The following is a 17,155-nucleotide window of genomic DNA, read 5'->3' as shown; positions in this document are numbered from 1 at the left end:
CATCAAGTTAATTATGCTTTTGTTTTTGTTTCTTCAGTTTCTTGCGTTTGGCGGTCATTGATTTTATATTCAAATTTATCGCCATTATGGTCTACGATGACATCTTTGCCTTCTAATTGATTACCGTCTAAGATTAACTCACTTAAGTTATCTTCAACCGTTTTTTGAATTGCTCTGATAAGTGGACGTGCACCATATTGAGGATCATAGCCTTCTTCTGCGATTTTTTCTTTCGCAGCTTCTGTCACTTCGATATTAATATCTTGTTCAGATAAACGATCTGTAAGGTTGCTGACCATTTTCGTTACGATTTCTTTCAATTCAGCTTTATCTAGTTTGTGGAAGACGATAATATCATCAACACGGTTTAAGAATTCAGGACGGAATGCATTTTTCAATTCTTTCATCATTGTACTGCGAATTGTTTCGTAGTCTGCACCTTCGTCTTTGCCGCCGCCGAAACCAGCGAAACGTTGGTCTTGCAATTCTTGAGCACCTACGTTTGAAGTCATGATAATCACTGTGTTGCGGAAGTCAACACGACGACCTTTAGTATCTGTTAAGAAACCATCATCTAAGACTTGCAACATAATGTTAAAGACATCTGGATGCGCTTTTTCTACTTCATCAAATAGAATGACTGAGTATGGTTTACGTCTTACTTTTTCAGTTAATTGACCGCCGTCATCATGGCCGACATAGCCTGGAGGCGCTCCGACTAAACGACTCACTGCGTGTTTTTCCATGAACTCACTCATGTCTACACGAATCATCGCATCTTCATCACCGAACATTGATTCAGCTAATGCGCGTGCTAATTCTGTTTTACCTACACCTGTTGGTCCTAAGAAAATAAAGCTTCCGATAGGACGTTTAGGGTCTTTCAAGCCCGCACGTGCACGACGTACTGCTTTACTGATTGAAGTGACCGCATCTTTTTGACCGATAACACGTTGATGCAATGTGTCTTCTAAATTCAACAGACGTTCTGATTCTGTTTCATTCAAGCGTGTTAATGGAATACCTGTCCAGCCGGCAATCACTTCAGCGATATCATTTTCTGTTAATGTTGTGTTTGCGCCGCCTTGTTTATTTTTCCATTCATTTTTCGCTTCTTCATATTGTTTTTCTAATTTTGTTTGTTTATCACGAAGGTTTGCAGCGTTTTCGAATTCTTGTGAATGCACAGCTGCATCTTTTTCACTTTTCACTTTTTCGATTTCTTGTTCAATTTCTTTTAAGTTTGAAGGTGTCGTATGACTTTTCAATCTTACTTTTGAACTTGCTTCATCGATTAAGTCGATAGCTTTATCTGGTAAGAAACGATCTGACACATAACGATTACTTAAACGTGCTGCTGCTTCAACCGCTTCATCCGAAATATTAATACGGTGATGCGCTTCATAACGATCACGTAATCCTTTTAAGATTAAGATTGTATCTTCAACTGTCGGTTCATCCACTTGAACAGGTTGGAAACGACGTTCTAAAGCTGCATCTTTTTCAATGTGTTTACGGTACTCATCTAATGTTGTTGCACCGATAGCTTGTAATTCACCACGTGCTAATGCAGGTTTTAAGATATTAGATGCATCAATTGCACCTTCAGCGCCGCCTGCACCGATTAATGTGTGCAACTCATCAATGAATAAGATGACGTTACCTGCTTGATGAATTTCTTCCATAACTTTTTTCAGTCTTTCTTCGAATTCACCACGGTATTTTGTACCGGCAACCACTGTACCCATGTCTAGAGACATCACACGTTTACCTTTTAATGTCTCAGGAACTTCATTATTGACAATGGCTTGTGCTAAGCCTTCAGCAATTGCTGTTTTACCTACACCAGGTTCCCCGATTAATACAGGGTTGTTTTTCGTACGACGGCTTAAGACTTCAATCACGCGTGTGATTTCTTTGTCACGTCCCACAACTGGATCTAATGTGCCATCTTTAGCAATCACTGTTAAATCACGTGCTAAACCATCTAGTGTCGGTGTATTATTAGATTTTGCTGTTTGTGCATTTTTATTGCTCATTTCAGGGCTGCCAAGTGCTTTGACAACTTGAGCACGCGCTTTAGTAATATTTAAATCTAAGTTTGCGAATACACGTGCAGCGACACCTTCATTTTCACGGATTAAGCCAAGTAAAATGTGTTCTGTACCTACGAAATTATGGTGTAATTTACGTGCTTCATCCATTGAAAGTTCAATAACTTTCTTTGCTCTTGGTGTATAGTGCAATGTGCCGACGTGTTCTTGACCTTGACCGATTAATTTTTCTACTTCTGTTACTACAAGGTCTTCTGTAATACCGAAACTTTCTAAGACTTTTGCGGCAATACCTTCTGGTTCTTTCATTAACCCAAGCAATAAGTGTTCAGTTCCGATATTTGAGTGATTCAAACGAATCGCTTCTTCTTGTGCATGTGCTAAAACACGTTGCGCACGTTCTGTTAATCTACCGAATAACATAGCAAAACCTCCTATTTTATATGTTCTCTAATTATATTAGCTCTTTGTTCTTTAATCGAAATTTGTTGTGCTTCATCAATCAAGAATGGTGATTGAATGGCTACCATCATTTGATTGAAATTGAATTCTGGTAAATCGATATAACCTAAATCAATGCCCAGTTTAACTTCACTGAGTCTCGTAGAAGCTTCTTCCATAGACATAATGCGACTGTAACGCAATAAACCTAGCGAACGAAAAATGCGGTCTTGCATTTCAACGACGTTATGATAATCCAATTGCTTACGAATCTGCATTTCCTCGGCAATAATTTGTTGGACGATTTCAGTTAACGTTTCAATAATCTGTTCCTCAGTTCTTCCCAAGGTTAATTGGTTTGAAACTTGATAAATATGGCCATAAACTTGAGAACCTTCTCCAAATATGCCGCGAATCGTAAAGCCGAAACGGTTAATCGTTTGTGCGATGCGATTCATACGCTTCATGATCGAAAGTCCTGGCAAGTGCAACATGACACTCGCACGCATGCCTGTACCGATATTAGTCGGACAAGTTGTTAAATAACCTAAGTCTTCATCGAAACTGATATCAAGTGCTCTATCTAATTGATCATCTATTGCGGAAGCTTCTTGGTAAAGTGCTTCTAAATCCATATCTGAACTCATCGTTTGAATTCTGATGTGGTCCTCTTCATTTACCATTATGCTTAATGATTCATCATCATTCAACAATACTGCTGAAGCCGGCTGTTCTATCAATTCTTTGCTGATGAGATGCTTCGCAACTAATTTTAATTTTTCAGTGTGCGAAATCGTCTGCAGATTCAATACTTTTAAATCTGGCAGTGCATCTTGAACTTCGTTAATGACTTTTTGTCCTTCTACATCAGAAGTAAACATTAAGGGATGAACATGGTTGCTGAGATTTCGCGCAAGTCGTATTCGTGAAGACATCACGACTGGCGTCATTTCATTCTGCTGCATCCAACTACTCATGTACATTGAATGTTCGCTCATGTCTTATCCCTCGCTTTCTTCTTGAAGTGCTTTAATTTCATCACGAACCACAGCCGCTTCTTCAAACGCTTGTTGTTCGATTAATTCTTGTAAATATTTATTTTTAGCTTCTATTTGTTTCTTTAATGCGAGTTTGTGTTGAGAGGACACAGGCGTTTTACCGACATGTTCAAACTGTCCGCCTTGCACACGTCTGACAATATCTACAATATCCTCTTTAAAGGTAGTGTAACATTGTGCACACCCGAACTTCCCTTTATACGCAATATCTTTCATTGTCATATGACAAGTCGGACATTTCTTCTCTTCTCTGACGCTCAAGTCTTCTAATTGAATACCGTGCTTAGACGCCAAATGTTGAAGTATTTGTTTTATAACAAAAGAGCCTTCCATGTCATCTTGATTATTCTGCCATGTAGGTTCCTCTTCATTGCTTTGTGCTTTAATTCGATTGTGTTCTTGTGACTTAAGTGCGTTTGCTTTGGTTCCATGTGCAAATGTGTCAGCCATGTGCAGCCTCCTATCTATTAATAGTAATTAATGACCGGCAATAGCTGTTTCAATATGTTTGCGCGGACAATGTCCCTTGCAGCAACATCCATTCTTAACGTATCTCTATCTACTACTGCAAGCATCATTTTAGCTTCACGTATTGTGATATATTGATTATCAAGCAATCCTTCGATCACGTAATGTGCTTGTTGTTGAGAGATTGAATCGCCGATGATTTGTAAGAGGTGATCAATATAACCCTTCGTATCTTTGGTTTCAACCTTAGTGATTCGGATATAACCTCCACCACCGCGTTTACTTTCGATTTCATAACCGTGTTCATTGGTGAATCTTGTCTTAATAACATAATTAAGCTGAGAAGGCACACAGTCAAAACGTTGAGCAATATTCGCTCGTTGTATCTCAACAACATCTTTATTTGATTCTTCAAATAAATGCTTAATGTACTGTTCTATGATGTCGGACATATTGTGCATGGATATCACCCCTTTTTTGACCTTCTTTGACTATATTATATGACCAACTTTGACCTTTTTCAACCAATATGATTTAAAAAATTTTCGACATCCTTAAAAATAGGATGTTCGTAATCCTTATTTTCATGTATGATATTGGGTGAAATAAAAAATAAAGGATGAGAAATAACATGCATATACTTATTGCTTTAATAGGGATTGTCTTCTTTTTAGCACTTGCTCTTGTTTTTAGTTCTGACAAGAAAAATGTTAAATGGCATTATGTCGGTATCTTGCTTGTGATTCAATTTGTCTTCGCATTCGTACTTTTAAAAACAAATGCAGGAATCACAGTCATCGGAGGCATTGCGAAAGGATTTGCCTACCTTTTATCTAAGGCTGCTGAAGGCGTTAACTTTGTATTTGGAGGCTTTAAATACGTTAATCCAGATCAACCGCCATTCTTCTTCAATGTATTACTACCAATCGTATTCATTTCAGCGATTATCGGTATCTTACAATACACTAAGATCTTACCATTAATCATTAATGGCTTAGGCTTCTTGATTTCTAAAATCAACGGCATGGGTCGTTTAGAATCATATAACGCAGTTGCTGCTGCAATTTTAGGTCAATCAGAGGTATTCATTTCATTGAAGAAACAATTACCTTACATTCCGAAGCATCGTTTATATACATTAACTGCTTCAGCAATGTCAACGGTCTCTGCTTCAATCATTGGTGCATACTTCACACTATTAGATCCTAAATATGTTGTAACAGCAATCGTATTAAACTTATTCGGTGGATTTATAATCGCTTCAATTATCAATCCATACACAGTCGATGAAAAAGACGACAAATTATTAGTAGAAGAAACGGGACAAAAACAATCATTCTTCGAAATGTTAGGTGAATACATTTTAGATGGATTTAAAGTTGCGGTTATTGTAGGGGCAATGTTAATTGGTTATATCGCAATCATTGCTTTACTTAATGGTCTTGTCAGCGGTATCTTCACTGCTGTATCAGGCGGTTCAATTAAATGGGACTTCCAAACATTAATCGGATTTGTCTTTGCGCCATTCGCATTCTTAACAGGTATTCCTTGGGATGATGCAGTTAAAGCAGGTTCATTAATGGCGACAAAATTATTATCAAATGAATTCGTTGCGATGTTAGACTTAGGCAAAATGCATGGACTATCTGAACGTGCAATCGGAATTACATCTGTCTTCTTAGTTTCATTCGCAAACTTCAGTTCTATCGGTATCATTTCTGGTGCCATCAAATCATTAAACAATGAAAAAGGTGACTTGGTTGCACGCTTCGGTCTTAAATTACTATTCGGTGCAACACTTGTTTCATTCATCTCTGCAGCTATCGCAGGTCTATTCATGTAATTTATATAGAAACGGCTTCCTAAATAAAGGAAGTCGTTTTTTCATATTGCATTTTAAATCGCTTTCATGTAAAGTAACTCTTAATTATGGAGGTGTCATGATGAATATCGATATTTTTTGGGACAAATTTATAACTGAATATCCAACGTATCAAGATGCCTCTTACACCGCTTGGCAATTCGGGGTAGATGCTACACGCTTAGCTGATTTAGTCTCACGAGGCATCAAAACTGCGACAACCAGCGGTTTAGCTTTTTATATTGAGGATCAAGAACCTCTGCCAAAAGTCAATGATTTGAGTATCGTTCTAGATGCACAAGATTATCCAGTTTGTATAATTAGAAACACCAAAGTATACCAAGTTCCCTTCTCTGAAGTGTCAGAAGCACATGCTTATAAAGAAGGTGAAGGTTCTCGAACTTTATCGTATTGGAGAACCGCCCATCGTGACTTTTTCATCCCTGAATACGCTAGCATTAATCAAACTTTTGATGAAAACCAAATCATGGTCTGTGAAGAATTTGAATGTCTGTTTCCTAAATAAATAAAGTAGGTGAAGTTATGGACTTAAATGCGATACAAATTAGTAAATTTCAAACATCAGATACACAAGCGGTTGTAGATTTAATATGTCGAACACTAAGAACGACCAACATCAAAGATGAACCACAAGAAGATATTGAAAGTTATGTTGCAGAGACCACACCAAAAAGCATTCAATATAAAGCAGAGAAAACTAGTTTTTATGTCTTTAAGTTGAATGACCAATTGATTGCGACAGGTGCGATTGGTCCTTACTATGGCAGTGAAACAGAATCATGCTTCTTTTCTATTTTTGTTTCACCTGATTATCAACAACAAGGCATTGGAAGATTAATTATGGATACTTTGGAAGATGACGCTTATTACCATCGTGCAAAACGTCTCATTATCCCCGCTTCAATTACTGCAGTACAATTCTATAGAAAGCGCGGCTATGATTATATTAATCAAAACAGTACGCCTGATCACGAAGGACTAATATATTTAGAAAAATATCCAAACTAAAAAACGCGCAACCGTCATGGCTGCGCGTTTTTTCAGTACTTATACACTCGCTTTTTTACTTTCAGCAACAATGTGTTCAATAAAGTACTGCGTTACACGGTAATCATCTGTTAATTCAGGGTGGAAAGACACACCTAAATAATTACCTTCTCTAACTGCGACAATTTTGTCGCCGACTGTACTTAATACTTCTACATTGTCACTGTTTACTTTTTCAATATGCGGTGCTCTGATAAAGACCGCTTCAATATCCTCTGCGATACCTTTAATATCTAATTCCGACTCAAAGCTGTCTACTTGGCGTCCGAATGAATTACGTTCTACAGTGATATCTAATTTCTTTAAATACCCTTCTTCACCAACAATGTCTTGTGCTAAGACGATTAAGCCGGCACATGTACCGAACATCGGCAAATCTGAGTTGACGAGTGCTTCTTTAAAACCATATAGATTCATCAAGCGACGGAGTGTCGTTGATTCACCGCCTGGCAAAATTAAGCCGTCAATTTCTTCTAATTGTTCAACACGCTTGATTGCGATACCTTCATGGCCGCTAAGCTCAATGTGGCGCAAATGTTCACGGACTGCACCTTGTAGTGCAAGAACTCCGATTTTCATCTTACCAGCCACGCTCTTGCATACGTTCTTCTAATGAAAGTTGATTTACATCTAAGCCTCTCATTGCTTCACCAAGGTCTTGAGCTAATTTACCAATTAATTCGTAATCAGTGTAGTGTGTTGTTGCTTGAACAATTGCTTTTGCGAATTTTTCAGGGTCTTCTGATTTGAAGATACCTGAACCTACGAAGACACCGTCAGCGCCTAATTGCATCATTAATGCAGCATCTTGAGGTGTTGCGACACCACCGGCTGCGAAGTTAACAACTGGTAAACGGCCGTTGTCTTTGATTGATTTTAAGACTTCGTATGGTGCACCGATTTCTTTTGCGAAAGTCATGATTTCATCATCCGGCATTACTGTTAATTTAGCCACTTCTGAATTTACTTGACGCATATGACGTACAGCTTCAACGATGTTACCAGTACCTGGTTCACCTTTCGTACGTAACATAGCGGCACCTTCACCGATACGACGCGCTGCTTCACCTAAGTTACGGCAACCGCATACGAATGGGACTGTGTAGTCGCTTTTTAATAAATGATATTCTTCGTCAGCAGGTGTTAATACTTCTGATTCATCGATGTAGTCTACACCCATCGCTTCTAATACACGTGCTTCTGTGATATGTCCAATACGGCATTTAGCCATAACTGGGATTGAAACAGCATCCATTACTTCTTGAACAATTTTAGGATTACATGCACGCGCAACACCGCCAGCTGCTCTGATATCTGATGGTACACGTTCAAGCGCCATAACTGCTACTGCGCCTGCTTCTTCTGCAATTTTAGCTTGTTCTGCATTGACAACGTCCATAATAACGCCGCCTTTTTGCATTTCAGCCATTCCACGTTTTACTCGATCTGAGCCTACAATTTTAGACATTCTAAATACCCCTTTTCTCATTGATTAAATCCAGTTTAAAGGATAAACTGATAGTGTTAAAGGACCAATTTCGATAAATATTAGGAGGCCAGTTAAGTGAAACAACCTTTATATATGCAACTTTATCAAAAACTGAAGGAACAAATCATTGAAGGACAATACCAATCAGGTGACCGTTTCCCATCTAAACGACGACTCGCCGAGCATCATTCTTTAAGTAATACAACGATTGAACACGCCTATCAGTACTTACTAGATGAAGGTTATATCTACTCTAAACCACGTTCAGGCTATTATGTATCAGATATTGAATCGCTGCCGATTATCTCTAAAGAAGCGCCTGCCGCTACTATTAATCAAGAAACAAAAGAGATTACAACACGCTATCGCTTTGATTTGGCTCGTATAGATACAGAGCACTTTCCATGGCAACAGTTTCGTAAATACGCACGTGATGTCTTTGATGAATCGATGCCAGACATTTTACAGCCTGGAGAACAACAAGGTGAATTCAGATTGCGCCAAGCCATTGCACACTATCTCTTTAATAGTCGCGGTGTGAATTGTCATCCCGAACAAATTATTATCGGATCTTCAACAGAACAATTAATCAACCAAGTCTCAGATATATTGACTGACCGTTCTTACATCATTGAATATCCAAGCTACCCGCCTATTAAGCAAGTATTGGATAAAAAAGAACTGAATTATAAACAAGTCCCTGTCACTAAAAAAGGCATTGAAATGGCACAAGTTTTCAATTCGAATCGCCAAGTCGTGTATGTGACACCTTCTCATCAATTCCCGACTGGCTATGTGATGAATTTAAAAACACGGACACAATTAATCAACTGGGCCCAACAACACCAAGACCGATTCATTATTGAAGATGATTATGACTCAGAATTTCGTTATTTCAGTAAACCTATTCCTGCACTTCAAAGTTTAGATAAGACAGGAAAGGTTATTTATATCAGTACCTTTTCTAAATCTCTGTTCCCAAGTTGCCGTATCGCATTTATGGTATTACCTAAGACACTGATGCAAGATTATCATGCTTTACCAAATAAAGAAGGCAATACCGTACCGTCACCGATGCAGTATACAGTGGCACAATTTATGGAAAACGGTTCTTTTGATCGTCATTTAAATAAAATGCGTAAAGTTTACCGCCATAAACTGACTTATATTCTTGATGCCTTAAAACCTTATCAAGACCAGTTAGTGGTCGAAGGCGCAACGACCGGAATGCATTTTACATTAACAGTTCAAAATGGCATGCATTTAGATGAGGTATTAGAACGTGCTAAACAAAACCACGTCAAACTTATCCCACTAATTAATTATATGAAGCAAGAAAATTATGATAAGACAGCCCCGAAGTTTATTATTGGTTTCGGCGGTATCCCTGATCATGAATTAGAAGCACATACGAACGTGTTAATTCAAACACTGACAAAATGACTTAAAGGAGTGCACACTATGTCTGACATTCAATTAGTCCCATATGATTCTAAATATGACCAAGACCTTGCACAATTCACAATCGCTAAAGCAGAAAGTGCTTTTGCGCTACTACCCTTTGCGGCACTCGAAGACCTAGCTTTTGGAGAATATCCTGTTGTTGTCTTACACCAACAACGTCCTGTCGGCTTTCTGAGACTAAATCAAAATGATGAGTGTGCAGACTTAGCACAAAATGCTAACGCAATCTTAGTTAAATCTTTCTCCATTACAGAACGTATGCAAGGACAAGGGATTGCGCAAGCAGCACTCGCTCAATTACCGAACTATGTACACACGCATTTTCCACATACAAATGAAATCATACTCTCAGTTAATTTCCAAAATCCTAAAGCCATTCATGTTTATCAAAAAATGGGATATATCGATACGCAACGTGTACTAGAAGGACCAGCCGGCCCTCAACATGTCATGTCTTACCCCATTTAATGATGTCACCTTTATTTGAAAGACTATACAGAGTACATTGACGATATTGAATCATTCACGTATAATCGAGTCCATATTTGCGAATTTTCGGAGGTGTCTTTTTGAAGAAATACCCTATTGCGATATGGATGCTTGCGATCGGCGCATTTGCGATTGGTATGACGGAATTTGTCATTATGGGTTTATTGCCGAATATTGCGCGTGATTTTCATGTCACTGTCAGCCAAGCAGGTCAACTAATTACAGGCTATGCATTAGGTGTGGCGATTGGTGGCCCAATCTTGGTTATGATTACCATTAAATTAAATCGAAAATACCTTTTGTTGTTACTGATGGCGATCTTTGTCATCGGAAATTTAGCATCATCTTTTAGTACCAGCTATGGTTTTATGATGACTGCCCGAATTATTACCTCTCTTGCGCATGGTTCTTTCTTCGGTATTGGATCTATCTTAGCCGCAAGTATGGTGCTGCCGCAATATCGCGCAAGCGCAATGGCATTGATGTTTATGGGCCTCTCTTTAAGTAATATTTTAGGGGTACCCTTTGGAACGCTAATCGGTCAACGCTTCGGTTGGTCAATGACATTCGTCATTATTGCGGTGATTGGAATCCTTGCTTTAATCGGTATTATGATTTTTGTCCCAAATCCAAAAGAACGCCAAGCATCATCCGTATTAGATGAACTAAAAATATTAAAAGAAAAACGTCTATGGCTGACACTCGCAGTGACCTTGTTTGGTTTCAGCAGTGTCTTTGCCTATTTTACTTATATATCTTCAATCTTAATCAATGTTTCACATGTTAAAGAAAATCTCATTTCATTCATGTTGATTATCTTTGGTGTCGGTGTGACGTTGGGTAATTTAATTGGAGGCAAGTTGGCTGATTGGAATTTGAATAAAGCCTTGAAGCTGATTTTCACAGTATTCATTGTCTATTTTGGAATCCTTTATTTCATGCAGTTTAATGGTCTTGTGATGGTACTTGGTATCTTTTTATTTGGTGTCATCGGCTTTAGTATGAGCCCGTCGCTTCAATTTAAAAGTACGTTAATTTCACAAGATGCGCCAACGCTCGCAAGCACTTTAAATCAATCCGCTTTTAACTTAGGCAATGCATTAGGTGCGTTTGTAGGTGGATTAGTCATTACACACCTGCCTGTCGCATCGTTAAGTTTGATTGCCCCTTTACTTACGCTTATCGGATTAATCTTTTTAATGATTTCAATTCATGTCGAAAAGCAACAAGCATCTATAACTTCATAAAAATAATCGCCTGTCCTGAGAGAAACATACTCAGTACGGGCGATTTATTTATACATCCCTATATTAGATATAAAAAAAGAGACCCTTTACAGGATCTCATGTTTGCCTGGCAACGTCCTACTCTTGCGGAACGTAAGTCCGACTACCATCGGCGCTAAAGAGCTTAACTTCTGTGTTCGGCATGGGAACAGGTGTGACCTCTTTGCCATTGTCGCCAGACAATGGAATGTATTATACATTCAAAACTAGATAGTAAGTAAATTTCAATTCGACCAATCAAAACTTGAAATTTGATTAAGTCTTCGATCGATTAGTATTCGTCAGCTCCACATATCGCTATGCTTCCACCCCGAACCTATTAACCTCATCATCTTTGAGGGATCTTATAACCGAAGTTGGGAAATCTCATCTTGAGGGGGGCTTCATGCTTAGATGCTTTCAGCACTTATCCCGTCCATACATAGCTACCCAGCTATGCCGTTGGCACGACAACTGGTACACCAGAGGTATGTCCATCCCGGTCCTCTCGTACTAAGGACAGCTCCTCTCAAATTTCCTACGCCCACGACGGATAGGGACCGAACTGTCTCACGACGTTCTGAACCCAGCTCGCGTACCGCTTTAATGGGCGAACAGCCCAACCCTTGGGACCGACTACAGCCCCAGGATGCGATGAGCCGACATCGAGGTGCCAAACCTCCCCGTCGATGTGAACTCTTGGGGGAGATAAGCCTGTTATCCCCGGGGTAGCTTTTATCCGTTGAGCGATGGCCCTTCCATGCGGAACCACCGGATCACTAAGTCCGTCTTTCGACCCTGCTCGACTTGTAGGTCTCGCAGTCAAGCTCCCTTATGCCTTTACACTCTATGAATGATTTCCAACCATTCTGAGGGAACCTTTGAGCGCCTCCGTTACACTTTAGGAGGCGACCGCCCCAGTCAAACTGCCCGCCTGACACTGTCTCCCACCATGATCAATGGTGCGGGTTAGAAATCCAACACAGCTAGGGTAGTATCCCACCAGCGCCTCCACGTAAGCTAGCGCTCACGTTTCTAAGGCTCCTACCTATCCTGTACAAGCTGTGCCGAATTTCAATATCAGGCTACAGTAAAGCTCCACGGGGTCTTTCCGTCCTGTCGCGGGTAACCTGCATCTTCACAGGTACTATGATTTCACCGAGTCTCTCGTTGAGACAGTGCCCAAATCGTTACGCCTTTCGTGCGGGTCGGAACTTACCCGACAAGGAATTTCGCTACCTTAGGACCGTTATAGTTACGGCCGCCGTTTACTGGGGCTTCGATTCGTAGCTTCGCAGAAGCTAACCACTCCTCTTAACCTTCCAGCACCGGGCAGGCGTCAGCCCCTATACATCACCTTACGGTTTAGCAGAGACCTGTGTTTTTGATAAACAGTCGCTTGGGCCTATTCACTGCGGCTCTTCAGAGCGTGAACCCTAAAGAGCACCCCTTCTCCCGAAGTTACGGGGTCATTTTGCCGAGTTCCTTAACGAGAGTTCTCTCGCTCACCTTAGAATTCTCATCTTGACTACCTGTGTCGGTTTGCGGTACGGGCACCAGTTATCTAGCTAGAGGCTTTTCTCGACAGTGTGAAATCAACGACTCGAGGAAAACATGTTTCCTCTCCCCATCACAGCTCAACCTTAAGAATGGCGGATTTGCCTACCATTCAGTCTCACTGCTTAGACGTGCACTCCAACAGCACGCTTCGCCTATCCTACTGTGTCCCCCCATCGCTTAAAACGATAAATGGTGGTACAGGAATATCAACCTGTTATCCATCGCCTACGCCTGTCGGCCTCGGCTTAGGACCCGACTAACCCAGAGCGGACGAGCCTTCCTCTGGAAACCTTAGTCAATCGGTGGATGGGATTCTCACCCATCTTTCGCTACTCACACCGGCATTCTCACTTCTAAGCGCTCCACATGTCCTTGCGATCATGCTTCGACGCACTTAGAACGCTCTCCTACCATTGTCCTACGGACAATCCACAGCTTCGGTAATATGTTTAGCCCCGGTACATTTTCGGCGCAGTGTCACTCGACTAGTGAGCTATTACGCACTCTTTAAATGATGGCTGCTTCTAAGCCAACATCCTAGTTGTCTGGGCAATACCACATCCTTTGCCACTTAACATATATTTTGGGACCTTAGCTGGTGGTCTGGGCTGTTTCCCTTTCGAACATGGACCTTATCACCCACGTTCTGACTCCCAAGTTAAATTGATTGGCATTCGGAGTTTGTCTGAATTCGGTAACCCGAGAGGGGCCCCTCGTCCAAACAGTGCTCTACCTCCAACAATCATCACTTGAGGCTAGCCCTAAAGCTATTTCGGAGAGAACCAGCTATCTCCAGGTTCGATTGGAATTTCTCCGCTACCCTCAGTTCATCCGCTCACTTTTCAACGTAAGTCGGTTCGGTCCTCCATTCAGTGTTACCTGAACTTCAACCTGACCAAGGGTAGATCACCTGGTTTCGGGTCTACGACCAAATACTCAACGCCCTATTCAGACTCGCTTTCGCTGCGGCTCCACATTTGCTGCTTAACCTTGCATCAGATCGTAACTCGCCGGTTCATTCTACAAAAGGCACGCCATCACCCATTAACGGGCTCTGACTACTTGTAAGCACACGGTTTCAAGTTCTCTTTCACTCCCCTTCCGGGGTACTTTTCACCTTTCCCTCACGGTACTGGTTCACTATCGGTCACTAGAGAGTATTTAGCCTTGGGAGATGGTCCTCCCAGATTCCGACGGAATTTCACGTGCTCCGTCGTACTCAGGATCCACTCAAGAGAGAATAAACTTTCGACTACAGGACTTTTACCTTCTCTGGTTCAACTTTCCAGGTGATTCGTCTAATTTATTCCTTTGTAACTCCGTATAGAGTGTCCTACAACCCCAATGAGCAAGCTCATTGGTTTGGGCTCTTCCCGTTTCGCTCGCCGCTACTCAGGGAATCGATTTTTCTTTCTCTTCCTGCGGGTACTAAGATGTTTCAGTTCTCCGCGTCTGCCTTCTGACATGCTATGTATTCACATGTCGATAACACAACATAACTTGTGCTGGGTTCCCCCATTCGGAAATCTCTGGATCAACGCTTACTTACAGCTACCCAAAGCATATCGTCGTTAGTAACGTCCTTCATCGGCTTCTAGTGCCAAGGCATCCACCGTGCGCCCTTAATAACTTAATCACGTTATTAATATTGTGAGTAATCGCTTGCCATCGGCAATTGATTACTAGCGATTCATTTAAATGAATAAAGCTTTTAAAACTCTAATTCACTCGGTTTTGCTTGGTAAAATCTATTTTACTTACTTATCTAGTTTTCAATGTACAAATAATCAAAATGGTGGGCCTAAGTGGACTCGAACCACCGACCTCACGCTTATCAGGCGTGCGCTCTAACCAGCTGAGCTATAGGCCCATCTCACGTTGAATGTTTTAAATAAACATTCAAAACTGAATACAATATGTCACGTTATTCCGTTTCAGTTTCCTACGAAACTGTTCCGAATATATCCTTAGAAAGGAGGTGATCCAGCCGCACCTTCCGATACGGCTACCTTGTTACGACTTCACCCCAATCATTTGTCCCACCTTCGACGGCTAGTTCCTAAAAGGTTACTCCACCGGCTTCGGGTGTTACAAACTCTCGTGGTGTGACGGGCGGTGTGTACAAGACCCGGGAACGTATTCACCGTAGCATGCTGATCTACGATTACTAGCGATTCCAGCTTCATGTAGTCGAGTTGCAGACTACAATCCGAACTGAGAACGGCTTTATGGGATTTGCTTGACCTCGCGGGTTCGCTGCCCTTTGTACCGTCCATTGTAGCACGTGTGTAGCCCAAATCATAAGGGGCATGATGATTTGACGTCATCCCCACCTTCCTCCGGTTTGTCACCGGCAGTCAACTTAGAGTGCCCAACTTAATGCTGGCAACTAAGCTTAAGGGTTGCGCTCGTTGCGGGACTTAACCCAACATCTCACGACACGAGCTGACGACAACCATGCACCACCTGTCACTTTGTCCCCCGAAGGGGAAGGCTCTATCTCTAGAGTTGTCAAAGGATGTCAAGATTTGGTAAGGTTCTTCGCGTTGCTTCGAATTAAACCACATGCTCCACCGCTTGTGCGGGTCCCCGTCAATTCCTTTGAGTTTCAGCCTTGCGGCCGTACTCCCCAGGCGGAGTGCTTAATGCGTTAGCTGCAGCACTAAGGGGCGGAAACCCCCTAACACTTAGCACTCATCGTTTACGGCGTGGACTACCAGGGTATCTAATCCTGTTTGATCCCCACGCTTTCGCACATCAGCGTCAGTTGCAGACCAGAAAGTCGCCTTCGCCACTGGTGTTCCTCCATATCTCTGCGCATTTCACCGCTACACATGGAATTCCACTTTCCTCTTCTGCACTCAAGTTTTCCAGTTTCCAATGACCCTCCACGGTTGAGCCGTGGGCTTTCACATCAGACTTAAAAAACCGCCTACGCGCGCTTTACGCCCAATAATTCCGGATAACGCTTGCCACCTACGTATTACCGCGGCTGCTGGCACGTAGTTAGCCGTGGCTTTCTGATTAGGTACCGTCAAGGGATGCACAGTTACTTACATCCTTGTTCTTCCCTAATAACAGAGTTTTACGATCCGAAGACCTTCATCACTCACGCGGCGTTGCTCCGTCAGGCTTTCGCCCATTGCGGAAGATTCCCTACTGCTGCCTCCCGTAGGAGTCTGGACCGTGTCTCAGTTCCAGTGTGGCCGATCACCCTCTCAGGTCGGCTACGTATCGTTGCCTTGGTAAGCCGTTACCTTACCAACTAGCTAATACGCCGCGGGTCCATCTATAAGTGACAGCAAAACCGTCTTTCATCATAAAACCATGCGGTTTTATGTGTTATCCGGTATTAGCCCCGGTTTCCCGGAGTTATCCCAGTCTTATAGGTAGGTTACCCACGTGTTACTCACCCGTCCGCCGCTAACGTCAAAGGAGCAAGCTCCTTATCTGTTCGCTCGACTTGCATGTATTAGGCACGCCGCCAGCGTTCATCCTGAGCCAGGATCAAACTCTCCATAATAATTTATGATGTTTGACTAGCTCATAAAAACTAATTGTTTTAAAACGTCCTAAGACGTTTGTTAATTTGGAATTAACGTTGACATATTGTCATTCAGTTTTCAATGTTCATTTTTTTCACTGACAAGAATTAATTATACTCTTTTTCGAAAGTGAAGTCAACACTTTCTTTAAAGTTTTTTTAATTCCTTCAATTTCTCTCACAAAAAAATGACCTCACGGTCACATAAGTGAAATTGCCTGGCAACGTCCTACTCTTGCGGAACGTAAGTCCGACTACCATCGGCGCTAAAGAGCTTAACTTCTGTGTTCGGCATGGGAACAGGTGTGACCTCTTTGCCATTGTCGCCAGACAATGGAATGTATTATACATTCAAAACTAGATAGTAAGTAAATTTCAATTCGACCAATCAAAA

General features: G+C 41.5%; 11 protein-coding genes, 1 tRNA gene, 4 rRNA genes and 1 pseudogene. 6 read left to right on the top strand and 11 right to left on the bottom strand.

The genetic code is table 11. The features are described from left to right. Nucleotides 1–11: 11 nt before the first annotated feature. The 4 genes and pseudogenes from ACFCT9_RS10985 to ACFCT9_RS10970 form a co-directional block, all read right to left on the bottom strand. The gene (locus ACFCT9_RS10985) at nt 12–2,477 is read right to left on the bottom strand and encodes an ATP-dependent Clp protease ATP-binding subunit (protein ID WP_412519266.1); all 2,466 of its coding nucleotides are present in this window, start codon (nt 2,475–2,477) and stop codon (nt 12–14) included. Nucleotides 2,478–2,488: 11 nt separating this feature from the next. Beyond that, nucleotides 2,489–3,493, bottom strand: coding sequence for a protein arginine kinase (locus ACFCT9_RS10980; RefSeq protein ID WP_412519265.1), 1,005 nt, complete (start codon nt 3,491–3,493; stop codon nt 2,489–2,491). Nucleotides 3,494–3,496: 3 nt separating this feature from the next. Further along, a pseudogene (locus ACFCT9_RS10975) lies at nt 3,497–3,901 on the bottom strand (UvrB/UvrC motif-containing protein); the annotation flags it as partial. Between the two features lie 119 nt (nt 3,902–4,020). Then, nucleotides 4,021–4,482, bottom strand: coding sequence for a CtsR family transcriptional regulator (locus ACFCT9_RS10970; RefSeq protein ID WP_412519263.1), 462 nt, complete (start codon nt 4,480–4,482; stop codon nt 4,021–4,023). Nucleotides 4,483–4,652: 170 nt separating this feature from the next. Here ACFCT9_RS10970 and ACFCT9_RS10965 point away from each other — a divergent pair, with 170 nt between their 5' ends. The 3 genes from ACFCT9_RS10965 to ACFCT9_RS10955 all read left to right on the top strand — a co-directional run bounded on the left by ACFCT9_RS10965 (nt 4,653) and on the right by ACFCT9_RS10955 (nt 6,911). Then, on the top strand, nt 4,653–5,864 hold the full coding sequence (locus ACFCT9_RS10965; protein ID WP_412519261.1) for a NupC/NupG family nucleoside CNT transporter: 1,212 nt from the start codon (nt 4,653–4,655) through the stop codon (nt 5,862–5,864). A 100-nt stretch (nt 5,865–5,964) separates the two neighbouring features. Then, on the top strand, nt 5,965–6,408 hold the full coding sequence (locus ACFCT9_RS10960; protein ID WP_412519259.1) for an ASCH domain-containing protein: 444 nt from the start codon (nt 5,965–5,967) through the stop codon (nt 6,406–6,408). 17 nt (nt 6,409–6,425) lie between these two features. Next, complete coding sequence (locus tag ACFCT9_RS10955; RefSeq protein WP_412519257.1) at nt 6,426–6,911, top strand: GNAT family N-acetyltransferase; 486 nt, start codon at nt 6,426–6,428, stop codon at nt 6,909–6,911. Between the two features lie 39 nt (nt 6,912–6,950). Here ACFCT9_RS10955 and pdxT read toward each other — a convergent pair whose 3' ends face one another. Both pdxT and pdxS read right to left on the bottom strand, forming a co-directional pair. After that, nucleotides 6,951–7,529 carry a pyridoxal 5'-phosphate synthase glutaminase subunit PdxT gene (pdxT, locus tag ACFCT9_RS10950; RefSeq protein WP_412519256.1) on the bottom strand — a complete coding sequence of 193 codons (579 nt, stop codon included), beginning with the start codon at nt 7,527–7,529 and terminating at the stop codon, nt 6,951–6,953. 1 nt (nt 7,530) lies between these two features. Further along, nucleotides 7,531–8,418, bottom strand: a complete 888-nt coding sequence (gene pdxS, locus ACFCT9_RS10945; protein ID WP_105994742.1) for a pyridoxal 5'-phosphate synthase lyase subunit PdxS — start codon at nt 8,416–8,418, stop codon at nt 7,531–7,533. A 96-nt stretch (nt 8,419–8,514) separates the two neighbouring features. On the opposite strand from pdxS, the gene ACFCT9_RS10940 reads away from it, so the two are divergent. The 3 genes from ACFCT9_RS10940 to ACFCT9_RS10930 all read left to right on the top strand — a co-directional run bounded on the left by ACFCT9_RS10940 (nt 8,515) and on the right by ACFCT9_RS10930 (nt 11,639). Beyond that, complete coding sequence (locus ACFCT9_RS10940; protein ID WP_412519255.1) at nt 8,515–9,882, top strand: PLP-dependent aminotransferase family protein; 1,368 nt, start codon at nt 8,515–8,517, stop codon at nt 9,880–9,882. Nucleotides 9,883–9,900: 18 nt separating this feature from the next. Continuing rightward, the gene (locus tag ACFCT9_RS10935; protein WP_412519253.1) at nt 9,901–10,371 is read left to right on the top strand and encodes a GNAT family N-acetyltransferase; all 471 of its coding nucleotides are present in this window, start codon (nt 9,901–9,903) and stop codon (nt 10,369–10,371) included. A 101-nt stretch (nt 10,372–10,472) separates the two neighbouring features. Then, the gene (locus tag ACFCT9_RS10930) at nt 10,473–11,639 is read left to right on the top strand and encodes an MFS transporter (RefSeq protein ID WP_412519252.1); all 1,167 of its coding nucleotides are present in this window, start codon (nt 10,473–10,475) and stop codon (nt 11,637–11,639) included. Between the two features lie 104 nt (nt 11,640–11,743). Here the strand turns inward: ACFCT9_RS10930 and rrf (ACFCT9_RS10925) are convergent. The 5 genes from rrf (ACFCT9_RS10925) to rrf (ACFCT9_RS10905) all read right to left on the bottom strand — a co-directional run bounded on the left by rrf (ACFCT9_RS10925) (nt 11,744) and on the right by rrf (ACFCT9_RS10905) (nt 17,092). After that, nucleotides 11,744–11,858: ribosomal RNA gene (gene rrf / locus ACFCT9_RS10925) — 5S ribosomal RNA — on the bottom strand. A 71-nt stretch (nt 11,859–11,929) separates the two neighbouring features. After that, nucleotides 11,930–14,853 (bottom strand): 23S ribosomal RNA (locus ACFCT9_RS10920). A gap of 157 nt (nt 14,854–15,010) precedes the next feature. Next, nucleotides 15,011–15,087: transfer RNA gene (locus ACFCT9_RS10915), tRNA-Ile, on the bottom strand. A 101-nt stretch (nt 15,088–15,188) separates the two neighbouring features. Beyond that, a 16S ribosomal RNA gene (locus ACFCT9_RS10910) occupies nt 15,189–16,740 on the bottom strand. 237 nt (nt 16,741–16,977) lie between these two features. Then, nucleotides 16,978–17,092 (bottom strand): 5S ribosomal RNA (gene rrf / locus ACFCT9_RS10905). Together the 16S, 23S and 5S rRNA genes with 1 tRNA gene alongside form the textbook arrangement of a ribosomal RNA operon. Nucleotides 17,093–17,155: the final 63 nt, after the last annotated feature.

The organism is Staphylococcus simulans (assembly GCF_047037175.1).
GTDB lineage: Bacteria > Bacillota > Bacilli > Staphylococcales > Staphylococcaceae > Staphylococcus > Staphylococcus simulans_C.
This window is presented reverse-complemented; position numbering and strand designations above follow the sequence as displayed.

Bases quoted from the DNA above. Each gene is read 5' to 3' on its own strand.
- pdxS (WP_105994742.1), bottom strand. From the start codon at position 8,418: ATGTCTAAAATTGTAGGCTCAGATCGAGTAAAACGTGGAATGGCTGAA.
- ACFCT9_RS10980 (WP_412519265.1), bottom strand. From the start codon at position 3,493: ATGAGCGAACATTCAATGTACATGAGTAGTTGGATGCAGCAGAATGAA.
- ACFCT9_RS10960 (WP_412519259.1), top strand. From the start codon at position 5,965: ATGAATATCGATATTTTTTGGGACAAATTTATAACTGAATATCCAACG.
- ACFCT9_RS10970 (WP_412519263.1), bottom strand. From the start codon at position 4,482: ATGCACAATATGTCCGACATCATAGAACAGTACATTAAGCATTTATTT.
- ACFCT9_RS10955 (WP_412519257.1), top strand. From the start codon at position 6,426: ATGGACTTAAATGCGATACAAATTAGTAAATTTCAAACATCAGATACA.
- ACFCT9_RS10985 (WP_412519266.1), bottom strand. From the start codon at position 2,477: ATGTTATTCGGTAGATTAACAGAACGTGCGCAACGTGTTTTAGCACAT.
- pdxT (WP_412519256.1), bottom strand. From the start codon at position 7,529: ATGAAAATCGGAGTTCTTGCACTACAAGGTGCAGTCCGTGAACATTTG.
- ACFCT9_RS10935 (WP_412519253.1), top strand. From the start codon at position 9,901: ATGTCTGACATTCAATTAGTCCCATATGATTCTAAATATGACCAAGAC.
- ACFCT9_RS10965 (WP_412519261.1), top strand. From the start codon at position 4,653: ATGCATATACTTATTGCTTTAATAGGGATTGTCTTCTTTTTAGCACTT.